The sequence below is a fragment of the Chitinophaga oryziterrae genome, assembly GCF_009758125.1.
GTDB lineage: Bacteria > Bacteroidota > Bacteroidia > Chitinophagales > Chitinophagaceae > Chitinophaga > Chitinophaga oryziterrae.
On sequence record NZ_WRXO01000006.1, the window covers coordinates 259084 to 283554 of the forward strand.

A 24471-nucleotide genomic window follows, 5' to 3' on the forward strand; every position below is an offset into this window, starting at 1 on the left:
GTACTAAAAAGAAATGACAACGTTAAAAGACAAATATTATTTTATTTTATCTTTAAAATAATTATATATTTACTTAACTGTATGTGTCCCCTGTAAATTATTGTATACCTATAACCTAAAGAATGTTTAACCGCTGCCCGAAAATTGTTTGGAGACAAGTTTTAATAATCCTTTTTTTATCTGTCAGCCAGTTTTGTTATGCTGCTTCAGATACAGATACTTCCAAAAGTGCCGGCATAGAAAGTTATGTCGAAGGAGTATTCAATAAAATCAAAGAAAAAGGAAGTTTCGTTAATTTTCTGAGTAATGAAAACCTGGGCTCTCTGCCGGTTGGACTCGTACGGGAAATCAATGGGAAAGTATATGTAATAGCGATAGACAGCGCCCGTGTCACTACTACGGGGGCCTACTTCAGCGCTTATTTCCGCTTTACTTTTCCCGGTACGCAAAGCGACCTTATTTTCGGCGGAAAGAATATCGCATTCACCCCCGGTGGTATCGCCGCTTCTTCCTCTACGAAGTTAGTCCTGCTAAAAGATAAAGACATTACGCTGAACGAACACCTGGACCTTATATTCCCCGGCGATGGCAGCAACTTTGTTGAATGGGACTGTAACGGTTTTAAAGATGCGAATCTGCATGGGAACTTTGAATTCGACAGCTCCTGGTTACAACCCGAAGATCCTAAAATACCGAAGTTAAAAGCGCAACTGAATGTGAACGTACATGATCTTAACAACATCATGACCACCGTTGATATTCCTGCTTTTCATATCCACGGTCTGAACGATTTCAGTTTCAAAGTAAAGAATGCCGTAGTAGACATGAGTGATATTGAAAATCCGGGTGGATTGATCATCACTTCTGATATGCTCGCAGATCCTGGTAGTCCGCTGTTCTGGAGAGGATTTTACTTACAGGAACTGGAAGTAGGGTTACCGCAGCAACTGGCTTCTAAAGACGGTCGTCCGAAAGTAACGGTACGCAATTTTATCATAGATGACCAGGGCATCAGCGGGGCTTTAACTGCTGAGAATATCGTAAAACTGGGAGATGCCAGCGCCGGAGGCTGGCCTTTATCAATCGATAAAGTCGGACTTAGTTTCAGTAAGAATAAACTCAATGGCGGTACCCTGGGTGGTAAGATGCAGATAGGCTTCTTAGGTGATGATCCTTTAGCCTATGATGCTACCATCAATATGCGGGGCGATGATACCTATTATACCTTCGGATTACAGCTCACTGCCGAGAAGAAATATTCCTTCTTCGCAGGGGAGATCACCCTCAATAAAGATTCCCGTATCCAGATCTCTAAAACAGAAACGGACTTTATTCCTATGGCTACTCTCAACGGGAAAGTAGACCTGAAGAAAAGTCTGTTGAATATAGAGGGAGTATCGTTTCAGAACCTGGTGCTTTCTACAAAGAAACCTTACGTACATAGTGGCGTATTCAGTTTTGAAACCACCGGCAGCAAAAAAATGGGCGGTTTCCCCATAGGCTTCGATAGCTTACAGATTGGTATCTCTGAAGGGAAAGTTGCCATAGGCGCTACTGTGAGGCTCAACTTCATGAACTCCAGTGATAAAGGTTTCGGTGGCAGTACTTCTTTTGTAGTGACCGCTGCACAGGAAGAAAGCAGAGAAACAGTGACTGTTAGCGGTCACCAGATAGAGAAAACGACCACGCACTGGAAACTGGATAAAGTAACGATCAATGATATTTCGCTGATGGTGAAAGTGATGGCTTTCCAGATGAACGGACAGCTCACCATTTTCGATAACCATCCCGTATATGGTAATGGCTTCCGAGGCTTCCTGGAATTCACGATTCCTGGTCCTATCCCCAAAGCAAAGGCCACCGCTTATTTTGGTTCAAAAGACGATTACCGCTATTGGCATGTGGACGCCTATATCGGCGTTACCATTCCTATACCCCCTATGTTGCAGATTACGGGTCTGATGGGAGGAATGTCTTACCATATGGAAAGACCGGCGCAATTCGACCCGTATGAGTCCAGAAACGCTATTGATCAGAAAGGAGGGATGAAGGAACTGAGTGAAGTGTTCCAGTACATTCCTTCCAAAGATGCCGGACTTGGGTTCATGGGTGGGGTATCGCTGGCGCTGGTACAGCAGATGGTCGTCAATGTGAACGTGGGACTGGAAATACAGTTCGGTATAGACGGCGGCTTCCGTTACGCGCAGTTCGATGGTGCGGGTTATGTGATGCATCTGCCTATAAAGGCCGTGAAAAAGGAAGAGACGAAAGGGGATGATGGGGCGCCATTATGGGTGCAGTTTAAAATGAGATTTGATAACGTCAATAATACGTTCGATGCCAGCGCTAAAACATATGTGAATATAGCCGGTGTGGTAACGGGTATTCATGAACGCGGCCTGGTTGGTGAATCCGCATTGCATATTGCACCGGACGACTGGTGGTTCTACATTGGCCGTCCTTCGGAGATGTTCGGTCTATCGGTGTTTGGCCTGGCGGAGATCAAATCCTATTTCATGATGGGGACGCATGTGGAGGATATGCCGCCATTGCCTGTTGAAGTAAGTGAAGTGTTTGATGATGTCAATACCGACTTCATGGCCATGGAAAACACCATGAGTACAGGTAGAGGGTTTGGGTTCGGCGCACACTTTAAAACCAGTTTCTCCTTCGATTATGGCGTGTACGGAGATTTCGCGATAGGAGCAGGGGCTGATATCCTCTTACGCAATTATGGCGAAGCAAAGTGTAAAGGTAGTAACAGTGTCATTGGTTTTAATGGATGGTATGCTTCCGGTCAGGCTTACGCATATCTGAAAGGAGATGTAGGTATCCGCGTAAAAGTATTCGGAAAGAAAAGAGGGTTCTCTATCGCCAAATTATCTGCGGCAGTACTCGTACAGGCAAAACTGCCTAATCCTGCCTGGTTCCGTGGTATGGTGGGTGTGAAATATTCCGTACTGGGCGGAATGGTGAAAGGAAAGGCAAACATTAAGGTAGAGCTGGGCTCCCAGTGCGAGATCATGGGTGCAAAAGAACTCGATATACAGGTGATCAGTGATATTAAACCGGATGATAAATCCAGTGATGTAAGTGTATTTGCTACGCCGCAGGTAGCCTTTAATATGCCGGTAGCAAAAGCCTTCTCTATGTTAAATGAGTATGATGAAGTGGCTACCTACCGTATACAACTGGATGAAGTGAAACTGCTGAATAACAATGCGGCAATAAATGGCACAACTGCAATAAGTGATGATGGTTTATCCGCTTCTCTTAACCTGCGTGATATATTGCCACCACAGAGCAACCTGACAGCTTCTGCTAAAGTACATATCGAAAAACAGAATGGCGGTAACTGGGATGCGCTGAAGAACGCTTCCAATGCGATCGATTATGAAACGAAATCTGCTGCATTCAGCACCGGTGATGCGCCTGATAATATTCCGTGGGAGAACGTAGCCTATGCTTATCCACTGAAGAGACAGTATAACTTCTATCCTAAAGAATATGGTAAAGGGTATATTAAACTCAAGCGTGGACAACCATACCTGTTCGCTGCTGTAGACAATAGTGGCAAGAAATGGAAAGTAACGGCAACACTCAATAATGGGGCTACTCCTGTTCAGTATGATGAGAATATGGCACAGGTGAATTTTGATATCCCTGCCAATATGACCAAAGAAGCGGTCTATACTTTCAGTATCATGCGAACTTCCGGAGATGGGGAATTAGCCAGTAATAACGTAACAGTAAAGAGAAATGAAACTGTGACAGCAGATGGAGATACGACCAGCATCGGTAATACATCTTTAAAAGGTACAGCCACATCCGGCGTAAGCAAAGAAGTAATGGGATATAGCTTCCGTACCAGCAAGTATAACACCTTCGTAGAAAAAATGAGTGCCATGTCTGATCCCCGCGATCTGTTTGATGTGGCTACCAATTATATCAGCGTTATCGGTCAGCGTTTTGATGCAGAGGAGACCTTCGATAAGTTTGAAATAGAAGGAGACGCTTCCTTTAGCGTAAAACCGTTGATCGCCCTGAAAGCGGGTACCAATAACGGCTGGCTGCAGAATAAACTGATGCCTTTACTGTACAATGGTTATCCTTTTAATCTTGCTGTGACTATCACCCGCGATTTGACCGTAACTGGCGGTATCCCGCCTTTGGATGCCATCCGCCTGTATAATAATGATTACACCCTGTACCAGCTGGAAGACGCCGCAGTGAGTGATGGCATTGCACTAAGTAAATCCGGCCGCTGCCGCTTTATGTATTATGTATCATTTGTGGCCAATGATGATTACCACGAGTTGCTGAATAAAGCGAACCGTGTGTATCTCAATGGGGGAGCCGCTTCACCAGGTATTGCCCGCTTACTTACTTCTACCTATCCTGATCTCGACGGGAACCAGTATTATCCGGTAGAAATGAGTTACCGCCTGCCTGGCAGCAATAATATCACATCGTCAATTACCCGTAGCATCTATTATAAACTGTAAGTGTATGCATCGCATATTAAGTGCCTGTTTGTTATCTGGACTATTACTCTTATTCTGCCAGTTTGCACAGGGGCAGAATGAACACCGCATTGTTGGACTGGCAGACGCTCATCCGGATAAGATCCGTCTGCGCTGGTCACCTGCCAGTACTATCGTATGGGAAATGGGGAATAAATACGGCTACAATGTAGAACGGTTTACCATTGCCATCAATGGAGAACTGGTGGCTCATCCCCAGCCATTATTACTGACACCTCAGCCTTTAAAACCATACACCCTGCAGCAAATGGAAACGGCCGCGGAGAAGAATGAGCAAATCGCCGTGATCGCAGAACTCATTTACGGTGAGGCCCCCGAAAAAGTGAAACCTGAAAACGGGATCGGCGTCTACTTCGAAGGACAAAACAAACTGGAATGGCGTATGGGCATGGCCCTGCTTTCCTGCGATCTCTCCGTAGATGTGGCAAAATGCGCGGGCTTATTCCTGCAGGATAATAATGTGAAAAAAGGAGAACGTTACGTATACCGGATCGCTCCTGCACAACAACCCAAAAACCTGGTCATTGATACGGCTATCGTAGTGGCTTCTGTTGATGAACCGGCATTGCTGGCCCGCCCGCAGGAACTGGCCATCGTTTGTGCAGATAGTACTGCTACATTAGGATGGCTCACTAACTTCAGTCGCAGCATGTACAGCACTTACATGATAGAACGTTCTACCGATGGTAAATCATTCAAACCGGTTACCGATCTGCCGGTCATTCCTACCGCTCCGGATAAAGGCGGGTTCTCCTATTACCAGGATTCCCTGCCCGATAATGAAAACAGGTATTATTATCGTGTACGTGGTATCACCCCATTCGGGGAATATGGCCCTTATTCACAAACAGTAGAAGGCATAGGTGTGGTGTCGGTATCTGACCGGCCTGTAATGGATACCATCATCGTAATAGATAATAAAAAGATCGCTTTACGCTGGATGCTGCCTGGTAAATTATCACAGCAGTTAACAAAAATTATTATCACCCGCGGCAGTAATGGCAAAGGTCCTTTCTTACCGGTAGCAGAGTTTAAAAAGCCCGTATATGATTATGTAGATGAAAAACCACTGGGTACAAATTACTATCGTATCAAAGGAATTACGAAGAGCGGGAAAGCGGTTTATTCCTTCCCATACTTTGCACAGATCATAGATACTATTCCGCCTGCTATGCCAACAGGACTGGCGGGAAAAGTAGATTCGACAGGTATTGTACGTTTGCAGTGGGCTAATAACACGGAACAGGACCTCAGAGGGTACCGTGTATTCCGTGGCAACAGTGCAAGGGAAGAATTCATGGAAGTAACGAAAGAGATCCTGTCCAAGAATGCATTTCAGGATACGATCACCCTGCATACGCTTTCTTCCAGAATATTTTACAAAATCATCGCCGTAGATAAGAACTATAACACCTCAGACTATACGGCATTTATCATGCTGAAAAGACCTGATACGATCGCTCCTTCTGCACCGGTTATTGCACAGGCATTCCGCTCTGATAGTTTAAAGGCTATCATACTGGAATGGCGTAACAGCAGCAGTGAAGATGTAGTGAAATATAAACTGAGAAGGATTAATGTAAAAGATAGTCTGAAATCAGATATCGCCGAATGGGATACAACTGATCACCGCCAGCGCTACATGGATACAAAAGTAGAACCCGGGAATACCTACTACTATGAATTGATAGTGGCCGACGACGCTGGTAACAGTGCAAAAGAACTCAGCGGAGATATCTGGTTCGAAACAGGGATACGTCCTTCTATTGACGACTGGAAAGGAGAGCTGGACAAAGAGAAGAAAGCCATCCGTCTTCAATGGGAATATAAGCAGCCCGGTATAAAACAATACCGCATTTATCGCGCAAAGAACGACTCACCTTTCCTGTTGTATACTACTCTCAATGGTAGTATCAGCAAATGGGAAGACGAAGAAGTCATCCTTGGAAACATCTATAAATATAAAATAACTGCCGTGCTGAAAGGTGATGTGAAATCAGAAATGAGTAAGGTAGTAGAATTGAGGTTTTGATCTCATAAAACCCTTAACCTATGAAGAGATTTTTATCCATACTGTTTTTTATCTGCCTCCATTTTGCTGTTAATGCCCAATATATGACCGTGGAAGTGAAGGTGACCCGCCTTGGTACAAACTATACTGATGGGAATTCCTATGGCTCAAGATTCCGTTTCTACAGGAATGTCTGGGATAATTACCCTTTGTACATCCAGGGGCAGCAATGTATTAAGAGAGACGAACGATTCGAATCGAATGAGAATATCTTATTTTCTACATACACGACTTCTTATCAGTCATTTAAACTCATCCTGGTTACCCATGATGAAAGGAAATCCGGAAGCGATGACTGTACGGCACAAGGTGTTTCAACCATCACTACCAAACGGCCGGATACACACCAGGCAAGCGCGGAAATAACCATTAATCCCGCTGATCTTGCTCCTGGTGTATTCGTTCCTATGGGGCGTATGACTACCTGGGATGGCAGCACATGGGCATATGCAGAGTTAAGCGTTAGAGTACCGGTTCCAACTCCTTCATCACCGGTAATGACAGAAGGTACCTCTGCCAGCAGCAATACCTTTTGCTCCAGTTCGAATGTAAAACTCGCCACAAATGTATCGCCGAATGCCAGCGGACTGCGTTATGCATGGCAGTATGCCGTACAGAATGAAGATTATTTAATACCTAATCCTGATAAATGCTTCTGTAATTATATAGATCCTTATAATGGTTGCGGTCAGTATGTAACTACTACTACAGAAGGACAGGATGGTATTCCATATACATATACAGAGTGGGTACCCGGGTATGACTGTGATTATCCGGATGAGGTGTATACACATACCTGGCATAACCTGACAATTACGAATGCGAATACAGATCCTTTTGGGAATTTTATACCGCAAAATGCTATATTCTCCACACCTATTACGGCTACTACAAATGCTTATTTCAGGGTAAAGGCCTCCAGTACGGATGGCCTGGAAAGTGGGTTCTCGCCTGAAACGGGATATACATTCCAGCCTGCTCCACCAACTGTAAATGCCTCTCTGAAAACAACCACGCCTTCCTGTTATCATCAGAATAACGGTGTTATAAACCTGGCAGCAGGAGCTGTTACCAGCAGTTTTAGTGACATCCGCTGGATACTGAGAAAAGGTGCTAACAATACCGGCCCTTGTGATCCTGGTTTATCTACCGGGTCTTCCACCTGTGGAGATGTGGACTGGAGTGATGGCTCTGTGCCGAAAGGAAATGCTATCAATATAACAGGACTTGCCCCGGGCGATTACTCTTTATGGATATTGAATCCCGGTACTGATGCCGGTAACTGTTACACTCCTGTCAGCGTACACATCGATGAACTACAGGAACTGCAGATAACACCCGGCCAGAAGACGGACGTGAGTTGCTTTGGTATGGGAGATGGTAAAATAAATGTATCAGCCAGTGGTGGTAACGGTACGAATACCGGTTATTATTTTACGCTTACAAACAGTGCAGACCAGGTGATCCGTGCAGAACAACGTGCTTCGTCCAATGCGATGTTATGGGAGAATCTGCCGGCAGGTTTCTATAAAGCACTGATGCATGATGGTACCTGTTCCGATATTAAAGTAGCTGATATTGAAGTGAAACAACCACCGGAAATCGCTGGTAGTACAACGCCCGTACAGCCTGATTGTATGGGACCTGCAAATGGAAGTATAACAGTGACGGCTACCGGCGGAGGCACTACTTTCCTCTACAATCTTTATAAGAACAATATTAAAGTACAATATTCGGCTGTGGTTACTGATCGCAGTTATACATTCAGCGGACTGGATGGGGGAGACTATAAAGCGGAAATCATCAATCCGGATTATCCTGCCTGTGTTGGCTGGAGCGGTCTTCAGACATTGAATGCTGTAACGCCTTTGGCTTTGCAGCTTGCTGGGCGGGATTCCGTAAGCTGTAACGGTGGTAACGACGGACGCCTGTTGCTGACAGCCACAGGTGGTACCGGCAATTATCGTTTCGGCTTTACGGGTAATGACATTGATAATACTACCGGTGAATTCAAGTCGCTGTCAGCAGGTACTTACAGTATCACGGTGCAGAATAAAGCACTCACCTGTAATGATAGTGAGGATGCGACCTTCACTGTATTCCAGCGTGCAGCCTTACAGGTAGTGATTGCACCAACGGAGATTTCCTGCCGGGGAGCTGTGAATGGAAAACTACAGGCAAATGTAACAGGTGGTTCCGGTTCCTGGAAGTATACCTGGCAGCAATTAAAGAATGGGACCTGGGAAGGCAGTCCATTCTGGTTTAGCACAGATAAACTGATAGAAGGATTGGAGCCAGGTACTTACCGTGTCATCATTGATGATAATAAAGCAACAGGTTGTAGTATAACTTCTGCTGAAGTTACACTCACAGATCCTGAGCTGGTGGTAATATCAGACGTCACCGTACACGATGCGGTATGCCTGGATGCAGGTGCATCTATCAGCATCACTGCTGCCGGTGGCGATGGTAATCTTACTTACGCTTACTCTACAGATGGTGGTGTTACTTATACTGATTTCACAGCTACCACCCCACTATATACAACTGCTGATTATACATTAAAAGTAACGGACGGTAATGGTTGCCGGGCAGATGCTGACCATACATATTCAGTGATTCTGCCTCCCGCAGCGCTGGACTTTACCACGCAGTTATCCGCTTATAACGGATTTAATATTTCCTGTCTTGGCGCCGGAGATGGCAGTATCACCGTTACGCCAACCGGCGGTAATGGTGGCGCTTACACAGGTTACCAGTATAAACTGGACGATGGTACATATCAATCTTCCGGTGTTTTCGATCATCTCGTTGCCGGAACGTATACCGTAAGTGTAAAAGACGGCAGGGGATGTGTAGTCGCACATACAGTTGTGCTGCGTCAGCCTGCTATCATGATTGCGGCCGTGAAAACGGATATTGATTGTTATGGCAGTGCGACCGGTACGATCATTACCCGCATCAGCGGGGGAGCCGCCCCTTACAGCCTGACCATCAATGGCCGATCTGTTGCGGTGGACCAGCTTATCTCCAATCTGGCTCAGGGTGATTATACCCTGCATATCAGCGATGCAAATGGTTGTTCAAAAGATTCAGCTATCAGTATTGTATACACCTATCCGCAGTTACAACCTGCAGATATTATCGTGAATGATATCCGTTGTTACGGTACTACCGGTAATGTTGAATTGAATACGGCTGGTGGCGATGGTACTTATGCTTATACTATTATCAGCAATGGATCGTCTTATACAAGTGGGGGTGCATTGAATGCCGGAGACTACCGCTTCCGGGTTACGGATGGTCATGGCTGTTCTGCAGACTTTACAAACACTGCGCATATTACAGCGCCGTCCGCACCTGTTACTTTCACTGCTGTTCTATCTGATTACAACGGGTACAATGTTTCCTGTGTGGGTGGTAATAATGGTTATGCGATCATTACTCCAGTCGGTGGTAATGGCAGTACCTATACTGGTTACACCTTTACATTTGATAATGGCGCCTTTACAGATAACGCCACCGTACAGCTGATCAATGCCGGTGATCATGTTCTTAAAGTACAGGACGCAAGAGGATGTATCGCAGAGAATACGTACACCTTTACACAATCTCCTGTAGACCTGGGCATCAGCCTGGTGAGCAAACAGGATGTACAGTGTGCCATTGATCCAAATGGTAAACTGACTGTAGCGGGTAGCGGTGGAGTAGGTAGTCTGCAATACAGTATTGACGGTAAGAAATGGCAGGCTTCTCCTCTCTTTGAAAACCTGACGGCAGGTACTTACAACATCATCGTAAAAGATGCCAATGCGTGTAGTAAAACATTAGCCGTAGAGATCAATTCGCTGAACCCGGCTATACTGATAGACAATATCACCCTAAATGATATTATCTGTTATGGTACGAAAGGTTCATTCACGATACAGTCGCATGGTGGTACAGGAACCTTACTCAGTCAGTATTCACTGAACGGTGGCGATTATATTACTTTCAATAATAGCACTGCGCTGGATGCAGGAGTGTATACCATACGCATTAAAGACGGGGCTGGCTGTAACTCCGCAGTAAGCAACCCGGTAAGTATTACGGCTCCTGCTGCTCCATTAAGTACGGTGATTACGCCATCTGCTTATAACGGTGTACAGGTATCCTGTTACGGATTAACAGATGGTAGTTTCTCTCTGGCTACAACAGGTGGTAACGGAAGCAGCTACACGGGGTACACCTATAGCGTGAACAATGCAGCTTATACAGCTAATAGCAGTTTTTCAGACTTAGCCGCAGGTACATATGCTGTGAAGATCAAAGATGCAAGAGGTTGTATCATCAATGAAAGTGTCACTTTACAACAACCGGATCCGCTTGCTATCAAAGTAACCGGCATACAGCACCTGGTATGTGGCGCTGATCCTACCGGTAAGATCACTGTATCAGCTACCGGTGGTACCAATCCATATACGTACAGCCTGGATGCCGACAACTGGCAGGCACAACCTGTATTCACTGTGTTAACGTCCGGTGGTTATACCCTGATGGCAAAAGATGTGAACGGATGTGCTGCTCAGGTGAGTGCGACCGTTAATACACTATATCCTGCTATCAGCGCTGTAGAGGATATCACGGCAGTACGCTGCTTCGGTGAATCGAATGGGGCCATCCGTGTAACAGTGAGCGGTGGCGACGGTGCTTATCAATACCAGTGGACGACCCCTGATCCGTTAAAAGTACCAGCCGGTAATTACACGCTTACCGTAACAGACGGTAAGAACTGTACACGTGCATTCAATTACACCGTTACACAACCAGATGCGTTACAACTGGAATACAGTGCGCCTGCCATCTGCGACGGATTAGCAGAAGGGGTTATTACAGGCACTGCTACCGGTGGCACGGTCCCTTACAGTTATGCTTCTGATAACAGTGGCTGGCAATCTGAAAATAGCTTTACCGGTCTTAATAAAGGCAGTCATACTATTACGGTGAAAGATGACAATGGCTGTATCGTTGCACACGATCTGAACATAGCTACGGTCAATATCAAACCTGAAGTGAACTTCCTGGTGGCTTCCCGTAAGAATGCACTGGATACGCTGATCGTAAAAGAAATCAGTGTACCTGCACCGGATGAAGTAAGCTGGAACTATGATGCCAGTGCTACCTTCCTGGGATATGACAATGGCATGCCGCTGATTAAATTCAGTAAGGCCGGTATTTACCCGGTCACCATGACTGCCCGCTTCGGACAATGCACGTATTCCCTGGAAAAGGATATCACTATTGCAGATTACGATCCGCTGGCCGGACCTTCATACGTTACGCCGGTGCATGTAATTGATACGGTGATGCTTTCGCCAAATCCTAACGACGGTAACTTCCAGTTCAAGGTAAAAATGAACAGGAAACAACAGGCCATTGTATGGGTGTACGATGTCAATGGCAGGATAGTAGACAAACGACAATATCCGCCTTCCTTACAGATCAGCGATCAGTTTAATCTGCCTAATGAGATCAGCAGTACTTATATACTGAGAGTGATCACGGAAAGTGAAAGCAGGGATGTACGTTTTATCATCAGCCATTAACCTATAACTATGAAGAGGATCATTATATTTTCTTTGCTGATAACAGCGCCTGTAGCATTAAATGCACAGGCGCTGGATCAGCTGGGTGTGAAAAAAGGCGTCACTATGAGTGGTTCCATCAGCTCCAGCACTACTGCTTATAAAGCCAGTGGTATAGATAGCAGGCGCGATCCGCTGGCCTGGTACCTGAATGGGAATATCAACATCAACCTGTTCGGGTATGCGATGCCTTTTTCTTTCAGCTATAGTAATCAGGGAAAACACTATTCCCAGCCCTTTAATCAATTCCGTTTTGCACCTTCCTATAAATGGGCCAGGGCTTATATTGGAACTACCAGTATGAATTTTAGCAACTACACACTGGCCGGTCATCAGTTCAACGGGGTAGGGGTAGAATTAAGTCCGGATAAGTGGCGCATCTCTGCTATGTACGGAACATTGCTGAAGGCAGTGCCTTTTGACGTACTGGTGCCGGATAGTTATAACCGGGCAGCATTTGAAAGAAAGGGCTATGGTTTGAAAGTGGGTTACGAGAATCAGGGTAATCTTTATAGTATGGCAGTATTCTCTGCAAAGGATGATCCGAAATCCATTCCTTATATTCCTGCTGATGCAACTATTACTCCCAGACAAAATGTGGCCGTTGCTTTTAATGTGCGTCAGAGTATCATGCAACATGTATTTGTGGATGTAGAGTATTCCGTTTCAGCATTAAACCGGGATGTGCGTTCAGAGAAAAATGCCTTTGACAGCAGCAGGGGAACATCCAATTTATTAAGTCACTTGTTAAAACCAACAAATACTACCCGCTATTTCGACGCTGTACAGGCAGGTTTAGGGTACACGGGGACCAACTATACCATTCAGTTGCGTTATGAGCGTGTAGCGCCTGATTATGTCACATTAGGGGCATATAATGTGGTGAACGATATGCGTAACATCACCATTTCACCTACTGTACAGCTATTCGGAGGTAAAGTGAACCTTACCGCCAATGCTGGTGTGCAGCAGAACAACCTGGACCACAGCAAGACCAGTGACGCCAAACGTATAGTGGCCAATGTGAATGCGGGGATCATTCCCAATGAACATTGGGTGATCAATGGCGGTTATTCGAACTTCAGCAGTTATACCCGCGTTCGTCCGCTGGTAGATCCTTATTTCAGCGCCCCGCTGGATACGCTCGACTTCTACCAGGTTAACAACACCTGCAACGGTATGCTGATGTACCGCATGGGTAATAAAGAAATCCAGCATGCCATCACACTGAATGCTTCATACCAGTATGCCAGTGATAAGAGCAGCGCACAGGATGCAGTAGCTAACCTCAGCAAATTCCTGACTACCAACGTCAGTTATTCATACAATGTACAGCCCCGCTCTATATCGGTAAGTGGTTCTGTGAATTACTACAAGAGCAATGCCGCGGCTGTTAATACTACCTTTATGGGGCCAGGTGTAAACGTGACGAAACAATACTTTGAGAAAACACTGCGCACCGGTTTGTCTGCCAACTACAACATAACAAAGGCAACCGCAGAAGTACAGGGTGTCAGCAATGTAACGAACAGCTCGTTATTCAACACTGCCTTTAACATCAACTATTCTCCTAAAAAGAAAGAACAAAGCCATCAGGCTCATAATATCGGCGCTTCTGTAATGTGGCTGTTACGTGGGGCCACAGGTGCACAGAGAGGATATAACGAACTTACAAGCACACTGAATTATACTTATTCATTCTGACGCCTATGAAAAACGTTGTTATTATTGTCATTACGGGGATGTTCTCAATATTGTATAATGTTGAAGTATATGGTCAATTTTCTGCTCCTACAAACCTTTATGTGTGTGTGGATTACGGCTGGAGTTCTTCTGGCTCTGTAAAGCTTAGCAGTGGCGAATATATGGGAGGCACCAGTTACAGGCCATCAACAGGTACAGGGGTTGTATATGTTGGAACTATTTCATCTACCCCGACGTTCTATTTGATACTTAATAACAATGATGCAAGTGCGAGTGATCAGTTTAATAGTACAGATATTTATCCTGTTGGGAGTGGACTCACCGGCCCCACTATACCTTTTTATGGGGACATTAAAGGCTGGAGCAATGATAAATATGTAAGGTTTGTCTATGAAATGCCGGCCCCTAATACAATGACAGTTACTTCTCCCGCTTCTTCCGGTCAGTTTTGCTCGAATCAGGTGATAATACTTAACAGCAATAATAACTTTCCGATAATGAATGATCTGTATGTTACCCAGCATATCGTCATAGAATATAATGTCAGTGGCTCTTCTGCATGGAAATCAATAGATTCTATCGGGTATTCATATTATACCGGATTTTATCCGGAAAATGTTATTCCTGAGATACAATCCACTCAGCAAAACATACGTTTCAGGTGCAGGCAGAAGGCGGTATATGCGGATGCAACCTATTACTCACCCTATAGCACACCAACAGCCTACTATACGATCTTCCCTCCGCCACCGAATACAGATCAGAGCAAAATTATTGTCACACCTGCCTGTTATGGTCAGTCAAACGGGAAAATAACCATACAGGGCAGTGATATCAGGGCCGGATATGCAAATATGCGCTGGATTCTGCGCCCGGGTTCTACCTCAAGCCCCTGCGATCCCAGTCTGAGTGTCGGGTCTTCCAATTGCGGTGATATTGTGGACTGGAGTGATGGTGTTAAACCGGTATCAGATGGCGTGAATGCAACGAATATTGCTCCCGGTACCTATTCTTTATGGCTGGTAAGTCCGGGTGGGACCATTGGTAATTGTATCAGGGCCTTCACCGTTACAGTACCTCAACTAACGGAATTATCTATCAGTAATAATACTGCGCAAACTACAAATGTTTCCTGTTATGGCGGATCTAATGGAAGCATTGGTGTAACAGCCGCCGGTGGGGATGGTGGCAGTACCGGTTATTATTTTACTTTAAATACATTGGCAGGAACAACAGTGAGTGCAGAACAGCATACTGCTGCCACAAATATGTTATGGCAGAACCTGCCCGCAGGAGATTATGTTGTTCAGGTAAGAGATGGCACCTGCTCAGTTATTAAAACATTGAATGTTACATTAACGCAGCCTGCACAGATCACAGGGTCTGTAACAACGGTCAATCCCACCTGTGCCAATCCGGGTAATGGAAGTATAGGAGTGACAGCCAACGGTACTGCTGTAAACTACACTTTCAACTTATATGAAGGGGCTGTGTTGGCAAAAACATCCGGACGGACTACCGCAAATAACTATTCATTTAATGACCTGGCAGATGGTAATTATACTGTTGAAATCATCAATGCAGACTATGCAAGTTGTGCTGGCTGGACTACCTCCGCAACGCTCACTGCTGCATCCATCCTTTCCTTACAACTGACGGCAAGAGATTCTGTAAGTTGTAACGGTGGTAATGACGGAAGGTTAGCGTTTTCCGGTAATGGTGGATCTGGTAGTTATCAGTACACGATAGGTGCTGTAACCAATACAACCGGTGAGTTTACCGGATTATCAGCCGGTGATTATACCGTTTTACTTAAAAACCAGGGAACAGGTTGTAATGATGAAGTGGTGCAGGCATTTACTGTATTTCAGAGAGCACCATTACAGGTATCATTACAAAAAACAGCTATTACCTGCAACGGGGCGAATAATGCTATATTAAAAGCAGTTGTTACCGGTGGCTCTGCAGATTATAAATATACCTGGCAGCAATATCAGGCAGGTGCCTGGGTGGGAAACAGCTTCTGGTTCAGTACCGACAATACTATTGAAGGACTTGGTCCCGGTACTTACCGCGTGATCATCAGTGATAATAAGTCGGTAGGGTGTACCGTTACTTCAGATCAGACTACGTTCACGGACCCTTCGCCTGTAACCATTTCAGGTGTGACCGTACACGATGCTGTCTGCCTTGCGGATGGGGCCTCCATCAATATTACTGCCGCCGGCGGAGATGGTAATTTCTCCTATGCATATTCAACAGATGGTGGCAGTAACTTTACCGGTTTTACTGCGGGTACAGCATTGTATACGAACGGTGATTATACATTAAAAGTGACCGATGGCAACAATTGTACAGCTACTGCCTCCACGACATATAAGGTTACATTACCTGCAGTAGCGCTGGACTTTACTACCCAGCTCTCCGGGTATAACGGGTTTAATATTTCCTGCTCCGGACAAAATGATGGTCGTATCAATATTACTGCGTCAGGTGGAAACGGAGGTACCTATACCGGGTATCAATACAAATTGAATAACGGCGTTTATCAAACCGGCAATGTTTTCGATCACCTCTCGGCAGGCACATATACCGTAAGTGTAAAAGATGGAAGAGGTTGCGAAATATCTCATACCGTTATCCTGCATGAACCTGCTATCATGATCTCTGCTGTAAAAACTGATATTGATTGTTATGGTAGTTCTACCGGTACAATTATTACCAGTATCAATGGTGGAGCGGCGCCTTACAGCCTTACTGTAAATGGCAGATCTGTTCCGGTAAATCAGCTTATCTCCGGACTTTCACAGGGAGATTACATCCTGCATATCAGTGATGCGAATGGCTGTACAAAGGATTCGGGTATCAGTATTGTATATACCAGGCCTCAGTTAAACCCGGCAGGTCTTGTACTGAGCGATATTCAGTGTTATGGTACTACCGGTAGCGTTACACTGAATGCAACTGGCGGCGACGGGATTTATACTTATTCGATGACGGATAATAACTGGGCTACACAGTCTGCATATACCAGTGGTGCCGGTCTTGTTGCCGGTGATTATAAGTTTCGTGTAACGGACGGGCATGGATGCACAGCAGATTATAGCAATACAACACATATAACAGCTCCTGTTGCCCCGGTAACTTTCACAGCGGTATTATCCGATTACAACGGGTACAATATATCCTGCTATGGCGGGAATAATGCTTATGCAGTGATCACCCCTGCGGGCGGTAACGGAAGTACTTATAGTGGTTACACGTTCGCATTGGATAACGGTCTGTTCACAAATGCACAAACGGTACAGCAGATCAATGCAGGCGATCATATACTGAAGGTACAGGATGCAAGGGGCTGTATCGTTCAGGGGACTTACACCTTTATCCAGTCCTCCGCAGTACTGGATATCAGCCTGGTAAGCAAACAGGATGTACGCTGCGCTGTTGACCCGGATGGAAAGCTGACTGTTGCCGGTAATGGGGGCGTAGGGAATCTGCTGTACAGCATCGACGGCAATAACTGGCAGTCTTCCCCTGTATTCAACAACCTGACCGCCGGTGATTATACGGTATCTGTAAAAGATGTGAACGCCTGTAACAAATCATTGGCAGTAACTATAAGCTCTCTTAATCCGCCTATCCTGGTGGACAACATTACCCGTAACGATATTATCTGTTATGGAGCAAAAGGTTCACTTGTGGTACAATCGCATGGAGGCTCCGGGACCTTATCAGATGAGTATTCACTGAATGGTACGGATTACACTGCATTTAACAGCACCACACAACTGGGTGCAGGTGTTTACAGGATACGCATTAAGGATGATGCAGGCTGTTATTCATCAGTAAGTGATCCTGTCAGTATTACGGCCCCTGCAGCTCCATTAAACAACGTGATTACAACATCCGATTACAACGGCTTGCAGGTTTCCTGTTACGGACAGACAGATGGTAGTTTCTCTTTCTCCACAAGTGGAGGTAACGGGGATAACTATAGCGGATATCAATACAATGTAAATAATACAGGCTATACAACTAATAATAGTTTTAGTGATCTCCCGGCAGGTACTTACTCCGTAAAGGTAAAGGATGCAAGAGGATGTGTGCTGAATCAAAGCGTCATTTTACAGCAACCGGGTTTGCTTGCGCTAACGGTTACGGGTATTGAAAACCTTACTTGTGGTGCAAACCCTACCGGTAAGATTACCTTATCTGCTGCCGGTGGCACCCTTCCTTATACTTACAGCGTAGATGGGGATAGCTGGCAATCCCAGCCGGTATTTGATGCGTTAACTGCAGGTGGTTATACATTGCTGGCAAAAGATGTGAACGGATGTGCAGTACAGACAACAGCCACAGTGAGTACACAATATCCTGCTATTACAGTAGTGGATGATATAACGCCGGTAAGCTGTTACGGAGTGGCTGATGGGGCTATCCGTATAACAGTAACAGGAGGTGATGGTAATTATCAATACGAATGGAATACACCGGACCCATTAAAAGTTGCTGCCGGTGATTACACACTGAAAATAACAGACGGTAAAAATTGTACCAGTTCATTTATCTATACTGTTAGCCAGCCAGACCAGTTACAATTACAATATAACGCACCTGCTATCTGCGATGGATTAACAGAAGGCGTCATTACAGCCACAGCAACAGGTGGTACACTTCCTTACACCTATGCTGCTGATAACAGCGGATGGCAGTCGGGAAATACCTTTAGCAACCTTAATAAAGGCAGTCATACACTCACCGTGCAGGATGCTAATAACTGCAAGGTTACCCAGGACCTTAACATTGCTACTGTCAATACCAAACCGGAAGTAAACTTCCTGGTGGCTTCGCGGAAAAATGCGTTAGACACGCTGATCGTAAAAGAGGTGAGTGTACCGGCGCCCGATGAAGTGACCTGGGACTATGATCCGCGTGCCACCTTCCTGGGATATGATGATGGTATGCCGCTTCTTAAATTCAATCAGGCCGGTACTTATAAGATAAAGATGACCGGCAGTTTTGGACAATGTACCTATTCTCTTGAAAAGGATGTGACGATTGCTGATTATGATCCGCTGGCAGGTCCTTCTTACGTGTTGCCGGTACATGTGATCGATACGGTGATGCTGTCTCCCAATCCCAATGACGGTAATTTCCAGTTCAAAATAAAGATGAACAGGAAGCAGGAGGCCATTGTTTGGATATATGATGTAAGTGGCCGGATAGCAGGTAAAAGGCAATACGCCCCTTCGCTGGAAATCAGCGATCAGTTCAATCTGGCGAATGAGATCAGTACCACCTATATACTCAGAGTGATTACAGAAAGTGAGAGCCGGGATGTACGTTTTATTATCAGCCGTTAATTCATTTTGTGAGGAGAGATTATTGAGGAGTATGAGCACTTAATTATACCTATACCTTGAAAAAGAATGTGATGAAAGCATTTATCAGGATTACCCTTTTTTACCTGTTGAGCATATTGATACAACAGTCTGCCATAGCGCAGCAATACCCCGTTACCGCCAGTACGCAGATCATACCGCCTTATAGCGTATACCTGCCCGACTATGCAGTTCCCGGCAGTGATAAACTACGGGTAATCCTGGTCCAGAATGACCTCACACAGCCCTCCTACGAGGTAAGGTTGCGCATGACAGTGGAAATGAATGGAGCTGTGATCATGCGTACCTCGCCCGCGTTTACCCCTAAGCCCCTGGTACTGAATCCTGGTATACCTACTATCATCAGTGGTGCAGATCTGTATGATTATCTCAACAGTAATAATATAGATTTCAGCGGAGGGTTCAGTCGCGAGACTTACGACCGTACCAAGGCATTACCCGAAGGCGCCTATCGTATCAGTTTCACTGCATACGACTACCGCCGTTCTGATGTTCAGGTAAGTAATACCGGTGCCAATATATTCTTCTTTCAGAAAAGTGAACCACCTGTATTAAATCAGCCTGTCTGTGATAGCCGTGTAGTGAAGATAGACCCACAGTTCCTGACATTCAACTGGAGCAGCCGTAACACGCCCAATCCCCTGGAAGGCAGTGGTACGGAATATGTGTTTTCGCTCTATGAGATCAAACCTAAGAACAGTAACCCCGATTATATCGTTCGCAGTACACAACCACTGTATACCACTACAACAGCAACTAATACGCTTATTTACGGCCCCGGTGAGCCCCAGTTGATAGATAGCATGGACTATGTATGGATCGTGCAGGCCCGTGATAAAAGCGGCAGGGATATGTACAGCAATCAGGGTTACAGCAAAAGCTGTAAGTTCAGTTATCTGTCCAATAATCCTTTTGCGGTTAATAACATCGGCAAACCAAAATTGAACGGGGAAGCTACCGGGGAACGTACCGCTAAACTCTGGTGGCCACTGGCTACCGGAGGAGGGATGTACAATGTAGAAGCTTACCGTGTACAGTACCGTGCCGCCGCAAAAGATGGGGAAGAATTCGATTGGTTCACCGAAGAGAAGGAAGCCGATTCTACGCTCGCATTATATAACCTGGAACCCGGTCGTGCATACGAAGCCCGTTTGCAATGGCGTGTATCCGGCATATATGGCCCTTATAGTGACCTGGTCACTATAACAACAGAAGCATTGCGTACTTTCTCCTGTGGGGAATCCCCACAAGTGCAGCTTCCGCAGAACAGCCAGCCGCTACCGGTGGCAGTAGTTGGCATGCCGGTGAAAATAGGTCATTTCGACGTGTTGCTGACAGATGTAAGTGGCAGTAATGGGGTATTCTCAGGAAAGGGAAGGATCATCACTCCGGGCTTTGGTATGGGGCTCTTAATGGAATTTAAGGGAATCACCATCAATACGGATCTAGTGGTGATCCGTGGAGAAATGCAGGCAGTAACATCAGGCATAGATAAATTTGTCAGTGATGCCGTGAAGGAACAGCGTGGCGGAGCAGATGTAGGAAAGGTGAAAACCGGGGATATTGTACCGGATGTAACAACCAACCTGCACATCTTCAGTAAGGATAATATTACAGTTAATACAGACGCAGGCACCATTACTTTAAAGGACAGCAATACCGGCAATGAGGAAGTCATCAACTACAAGGATAAAGGCAAAACATTGCCACTGGTATTGGAAGATGCTGATGGTAACCTGTATAACATAGATAAGAACGGAAAGGTAACAGCCGCGGGCACACGTGATAAGAGTCTGGCAGGTAATACGTCCGCACTGGCGGCACTCAATACCCTGCAACTGGATAGTGGCGTAGTGAACTTTACCGCTGCCACCACCAACCGTTATGCATTTGATAGCTGGAAAACCAGTTATGAAGGCAAGCCTGTGCTGGATAGCAGTTATGAAAAACTGGCTAATGGCAAATACAGGGTAAGTGCCAAAGCGCTGGTGCCGGGAGAACAGGAAGATGTATTGGCTACCCTCAGTAATGCAGGTAGTATCAATACGGACAAAATCAAGTTTGTAAGCGGGAAAGGTATTGTATATCCTTCCAAAAAGAATGGTAATACCTGGACAATCACCATAACAGGTGGTCCTGCCGGTGATGCGCAGGAAGTGTTTGCTGTATATCCGAAGAGTGATGGACAGTATATCAGTATGGGTAAATTGCTGGTAGCCAGTTATGCGCCTGTACAAAAGAAAATAGTGCTGGTGCAGGTGGGCATGCAAACACTTATTCCGCAGGAAAGTATTCAAAGTAGCCTGGAACAGGTATATTCTAAGGTAGGAGCAACATATACACTGGAAATTGATACTACCTTCCGCCGGAATATAACCTGGGACCAGAGTGGTGATGGCCAGTTACAGGACACTAAGAGTGCTTTCCTGAGTAATGGATTTACCGGAGAGGAAAAGGCACTGAAAAAAGCTTACAGCAAAACACATACAATAGATGATAATGCTGTTTACCTCTTTATAGTGAACGAAGCCGCCACCGGTGATGGTGATCTGCTTGGTAAAATGCCGCGTCAGAGTCAGTTCGGATTTATATTTACGAAAGGAGCGTCAAACACTGATATCGGGCATACCATCGCACATGAAGTCGCCCATGGCGCGTGGACACTTGAGCATACATTTGCTTCAGGCATAGGATTAACGGCTATGACTACAGCAAATCTGATGGATTACAAAAATGGTAACGAACTACTGAAATACCAGTGGGACGTAATCCATAGTCCGGGACATGTATGGGGTATCTTTGAAGACGACGATGGAAGTGGTCTGTATAGCGGGAATTATTTGCTGGTATCCGATTACCTCATCAATGATGCAAAAGCCGCGGATTATATAGTGAATAATAGTATTAACTACGTGGTACCTGACGGAAGTATCATCAGGTTAAGCAAAGATGTAAAAGTGACTTTTGGCGGATATCTGGTGGTAACCGGTACAAGTAATGCATCAGGCATGTCTAAAGACGCTATTGGGGTAATTACCGGGTTCTATAAGGATAGCAAATACTGGGTTGCTAATTTCAGCAATGGTAATTTCTCAGGGTTTTATCAGGATGCTGACAAGAATAAAGAGAAGTATGTATTTACAGATGAAGGAGGAGAAAAACTGGTAGTAGCAGGAGTGGAGTTCTCAAAATGCAAGCTGGCATTCTACGCAGGTTTGTATACGTCCAAACAGATGAAATACTCAGATTTCAGCGAGATCAAATTTAAAAATGACGAGCGGAAACTGATAGGCGTGAAGGAAATAGCAGGTAAGACATGTATCGATTGTGAGTTGCCTTTGGAAAATAAACCACAGGATATACAGGCTGTTCTGAAAGAATTATATACAAATCCTAATAGCTCGTCGATTGATGATAAGATGGTTGGAGTAAGCGAAGCGAACCTGAAGAACTTTGTTTGCATCAAAGATCGCTTTAACCTGATAAAGAATATTGCTGATGGCTTTGTGGTTGGAAATGATGACGAAATGTCTATCATCAAACTGATCAGAAGTGCGCCTGATGACCAGGTAATTCCTTTGCTGGATAGTCTGCAATCTGACAAGGACGGATTACTGGCATTGATGTTCAAGGATATAGACGGAGAACAACTGGGTGATTATTTCAGCGCGATGTCGCAGCTTTTCTTCAGAAGTAAATCACCGTTGGAGTGGGAAGCTATATACCAGGAATTTGACAAGAAAATAGAAGCGTTCTCGAAGACACATTCTCCGGACGACTGCGATTACTTCTATAAGCTGGCGGAAGAAGAGGTGTATGTTACAAAGAGGTTTACCAGCGATGGCGTCAACCATGTGCATTATCAGCAATCATCAATTGCGCCTTTTTTCTCAAATGATGGAAAGGTAGCCATTAACTTCTATGATGATTATTGCAAATCGGATCTTATCCCTAAAAGTATCGATCAGTTGATCTCCTCTAATTCATATCAGGGGAAGCCATTTACACTGGTAAGGATATTTACGGTAGAGAAAGATGGATCGGTCACAGAGGCTTATATGCCGGCAATCAGCCTTGTCTATGTGGCCAATAATTATATGAATTATGACATCATGGTGGCAGTCAATAAGCTGATTGCAGTACTGGCGGCCAAACAACTATCCACTCCTGGAGCCTCCCCATGGGTATATCTCTGGGCTACGGTAGACCTGGTAGTGTCTAACGGAAATCTATATATAGCAGAGAACCAGGATGAGTTAAGCAAAACTGAGAGTGGTAAAAAGTTTATTGAGAAATGGGAAACAGTTAATACCTGGGTGGCAGTTGCACAGGGAGCCAGTGCCCTGTATGGTATCGGGAAGAACTATGTGAAATTTAACCTGGCCGTAAAAGAATTGAAGGCAGCATTCAATGAATGGAAGTTTAAGGATTTTGAGGAGCTTAGAGCAAAGAACCCGGAACTGGCAGCGAAACTGGAAGCATTTGGCAAGGTAGGTATTGGTAAGCTGGATGACCTGATTGCGGCTTATGAACTGAAGTTGCAGAAGGTGATGCAGGAAGTAAACTGTACACGTGAAGTGGCAATAAGAATACTGGAAAACGATGGTATCTTATTTTTACATTCACCTACTTCCGGGGCAAAGATCCTTTATGATACCAAAAGTGGTACCTTCCTGGTGGGGGCTTTTAATTCTGATCTGAAAAATATTCTTGAAGAATTGAATTACCCGGTTGTTACAGATTATGCTACTTTAGAGGCGAAAGCGAATCCACAATACCTGGTGCCGGCAGGGCAGAAGTTTAACTTGTTAAACGTTTCAAAGGAGGTGGTAGATTATTTCTCTAAAAAAGGAGGATTCTTTAACAGTGTGAATGCTAAATGGATAGATGCGGCAGTTGCACAAAAAGTTGATATAATTGTAGTTTCGGACGCAAGTTATCTATATAAGGTAGGAAAAAATGATATGTTGGAATTAACGGGATTCGGGAAGGAAATTCACCGGTTAGAATGGAAGCATGGATTCAGGTTTGATCCTGAGAGTAAAATGATGCTGCCTCCTTCTAATGCCAAGGCGGCAGGGTTACCAACCCTGACCAAGCTATCGGATTGGAAGATTGTAGACTAG

General features: G+C 45.1%; 6 protein-coding genes. All 6 read left to right on the plus strand.

Features of this window, described 5'->3' with window-relative positions; all coding sequences use genetic code 11:
* Positions 1 to 122 precede the first annotated feature (122 nt).
* The gene (locus GO495_RS20865; RefSeq protein ID WP_157301666.1) at positions 123 to 4505 is read left to right on the plus strand and encodes a hypothetical protein; all 4383 of its coding nucleotides are present in this window, start codon (positions 123 to 125) and stop codon (positions 4503 to 4505) included.
* Positions 4506 to 4509: 4 nt separating this feature from the next.
* Positions 4510 to 6576: a fibronectin type III domain-containing protein gene (locus tag GO495_RS20870; RefSeq protein WP_157301667.1), complete on the plus strand. Its 2067-nt coding sequence runs from the start codon at positions 4510 to 4512 to the stop codon at positions 6574 to 6576.
* Between the two features lie 20 nt (positions 6577 to 6596).
* Positions 6597 to 12200 carry a T9SS type A sorting domain-containing protein gene (locus GO495_RS20875; protein WP_157301668.1) on the plus strand — a complete coding sequence of 1868 codons (5604 nt, stop codon included), beginning with the start codon at positions 6597 to 6599 and terminating at the stop codon, positions 12198 to 12200.
* 9 nt (positions 12201 to 12209) lie between these two features.
* The gene (locus tag GO495_RS20880) at positions 12210 to 13943 is read left to right on the plus strand and encodes a hypothetical protein (RefSeq protein ID WP_157301669.1); all 1734 of its coding nucleotides are present in this window, start codon (positions 12210 to 12212) and stop codon (positions 13941 to 13943) included.
* Positions 13944 to 13948: 5 nt separating this feature from the next.
* On the plus strand, positions 13949 to 19306 hold the full coding sequence (locus GO495_RS20885) for a T9SS type A sorting domain-containing protein (protein WP_157301670.1): 5358 nt from the start codon (positions 13949 to 13951) through the stop codon (positions 19304 to 19306).
* 71 nt (positions 19307 to 19377) lie between these two features.
* Positions 19378 to 24471, plus strand: coding sequence for a fibronectin type III domain-containing protein (locus tag GO495_RS20890; RefSeq protein WP_157301671.1), 5094 nt, complete (start codon positions 19378 to 19380; stop codon positions 24469 to 24471).

Bases quoted from the DNA above. Each gene is read 5' to 3' on its own strand.
- GO495_RS20865 (WP_157301666.1), top strand. From the start codon at position 123: ATGTTTAACCGCTGCCCGAAAATTGTTTGGAGACAAGTTTTAATAATC.
- GO495_RS20870 (WP_157301667.1), top strand. From the start codon at position 4,510: ATGCATCGCATATTAAGTGCCTGTTTGTTATCTGGACTATTACTCTTA.
- GO495_RS20875 (WP_157301668.1), top strand. From the start codon at position 6,597: ATGAAGAGATTTTTATCCATACTGTTTTTTATCTGCCTCCATTTTGCT.
- GO495_RS20880 (WP_157301669.1), top strand. From the start codon at position 12,210: ATGAAGAGGATCATTATATTTTCTTTGCTGATAACAGCGCCTGTAGCA.
- GO495_RS20885 (WP_157301670.1), top strand. From the start codon at position 13,949: ATGAAAAACGTTGTTATTATTGTCATTACGGGGATGTTCTCAATATTG.
- GO495_RS20890 (WP_157301671.1), top strand. From the start codon at position 19,378: ATGAAAGCATTTATCAGGATTACCCTTTTTTACCTGTTGAGCATATTG.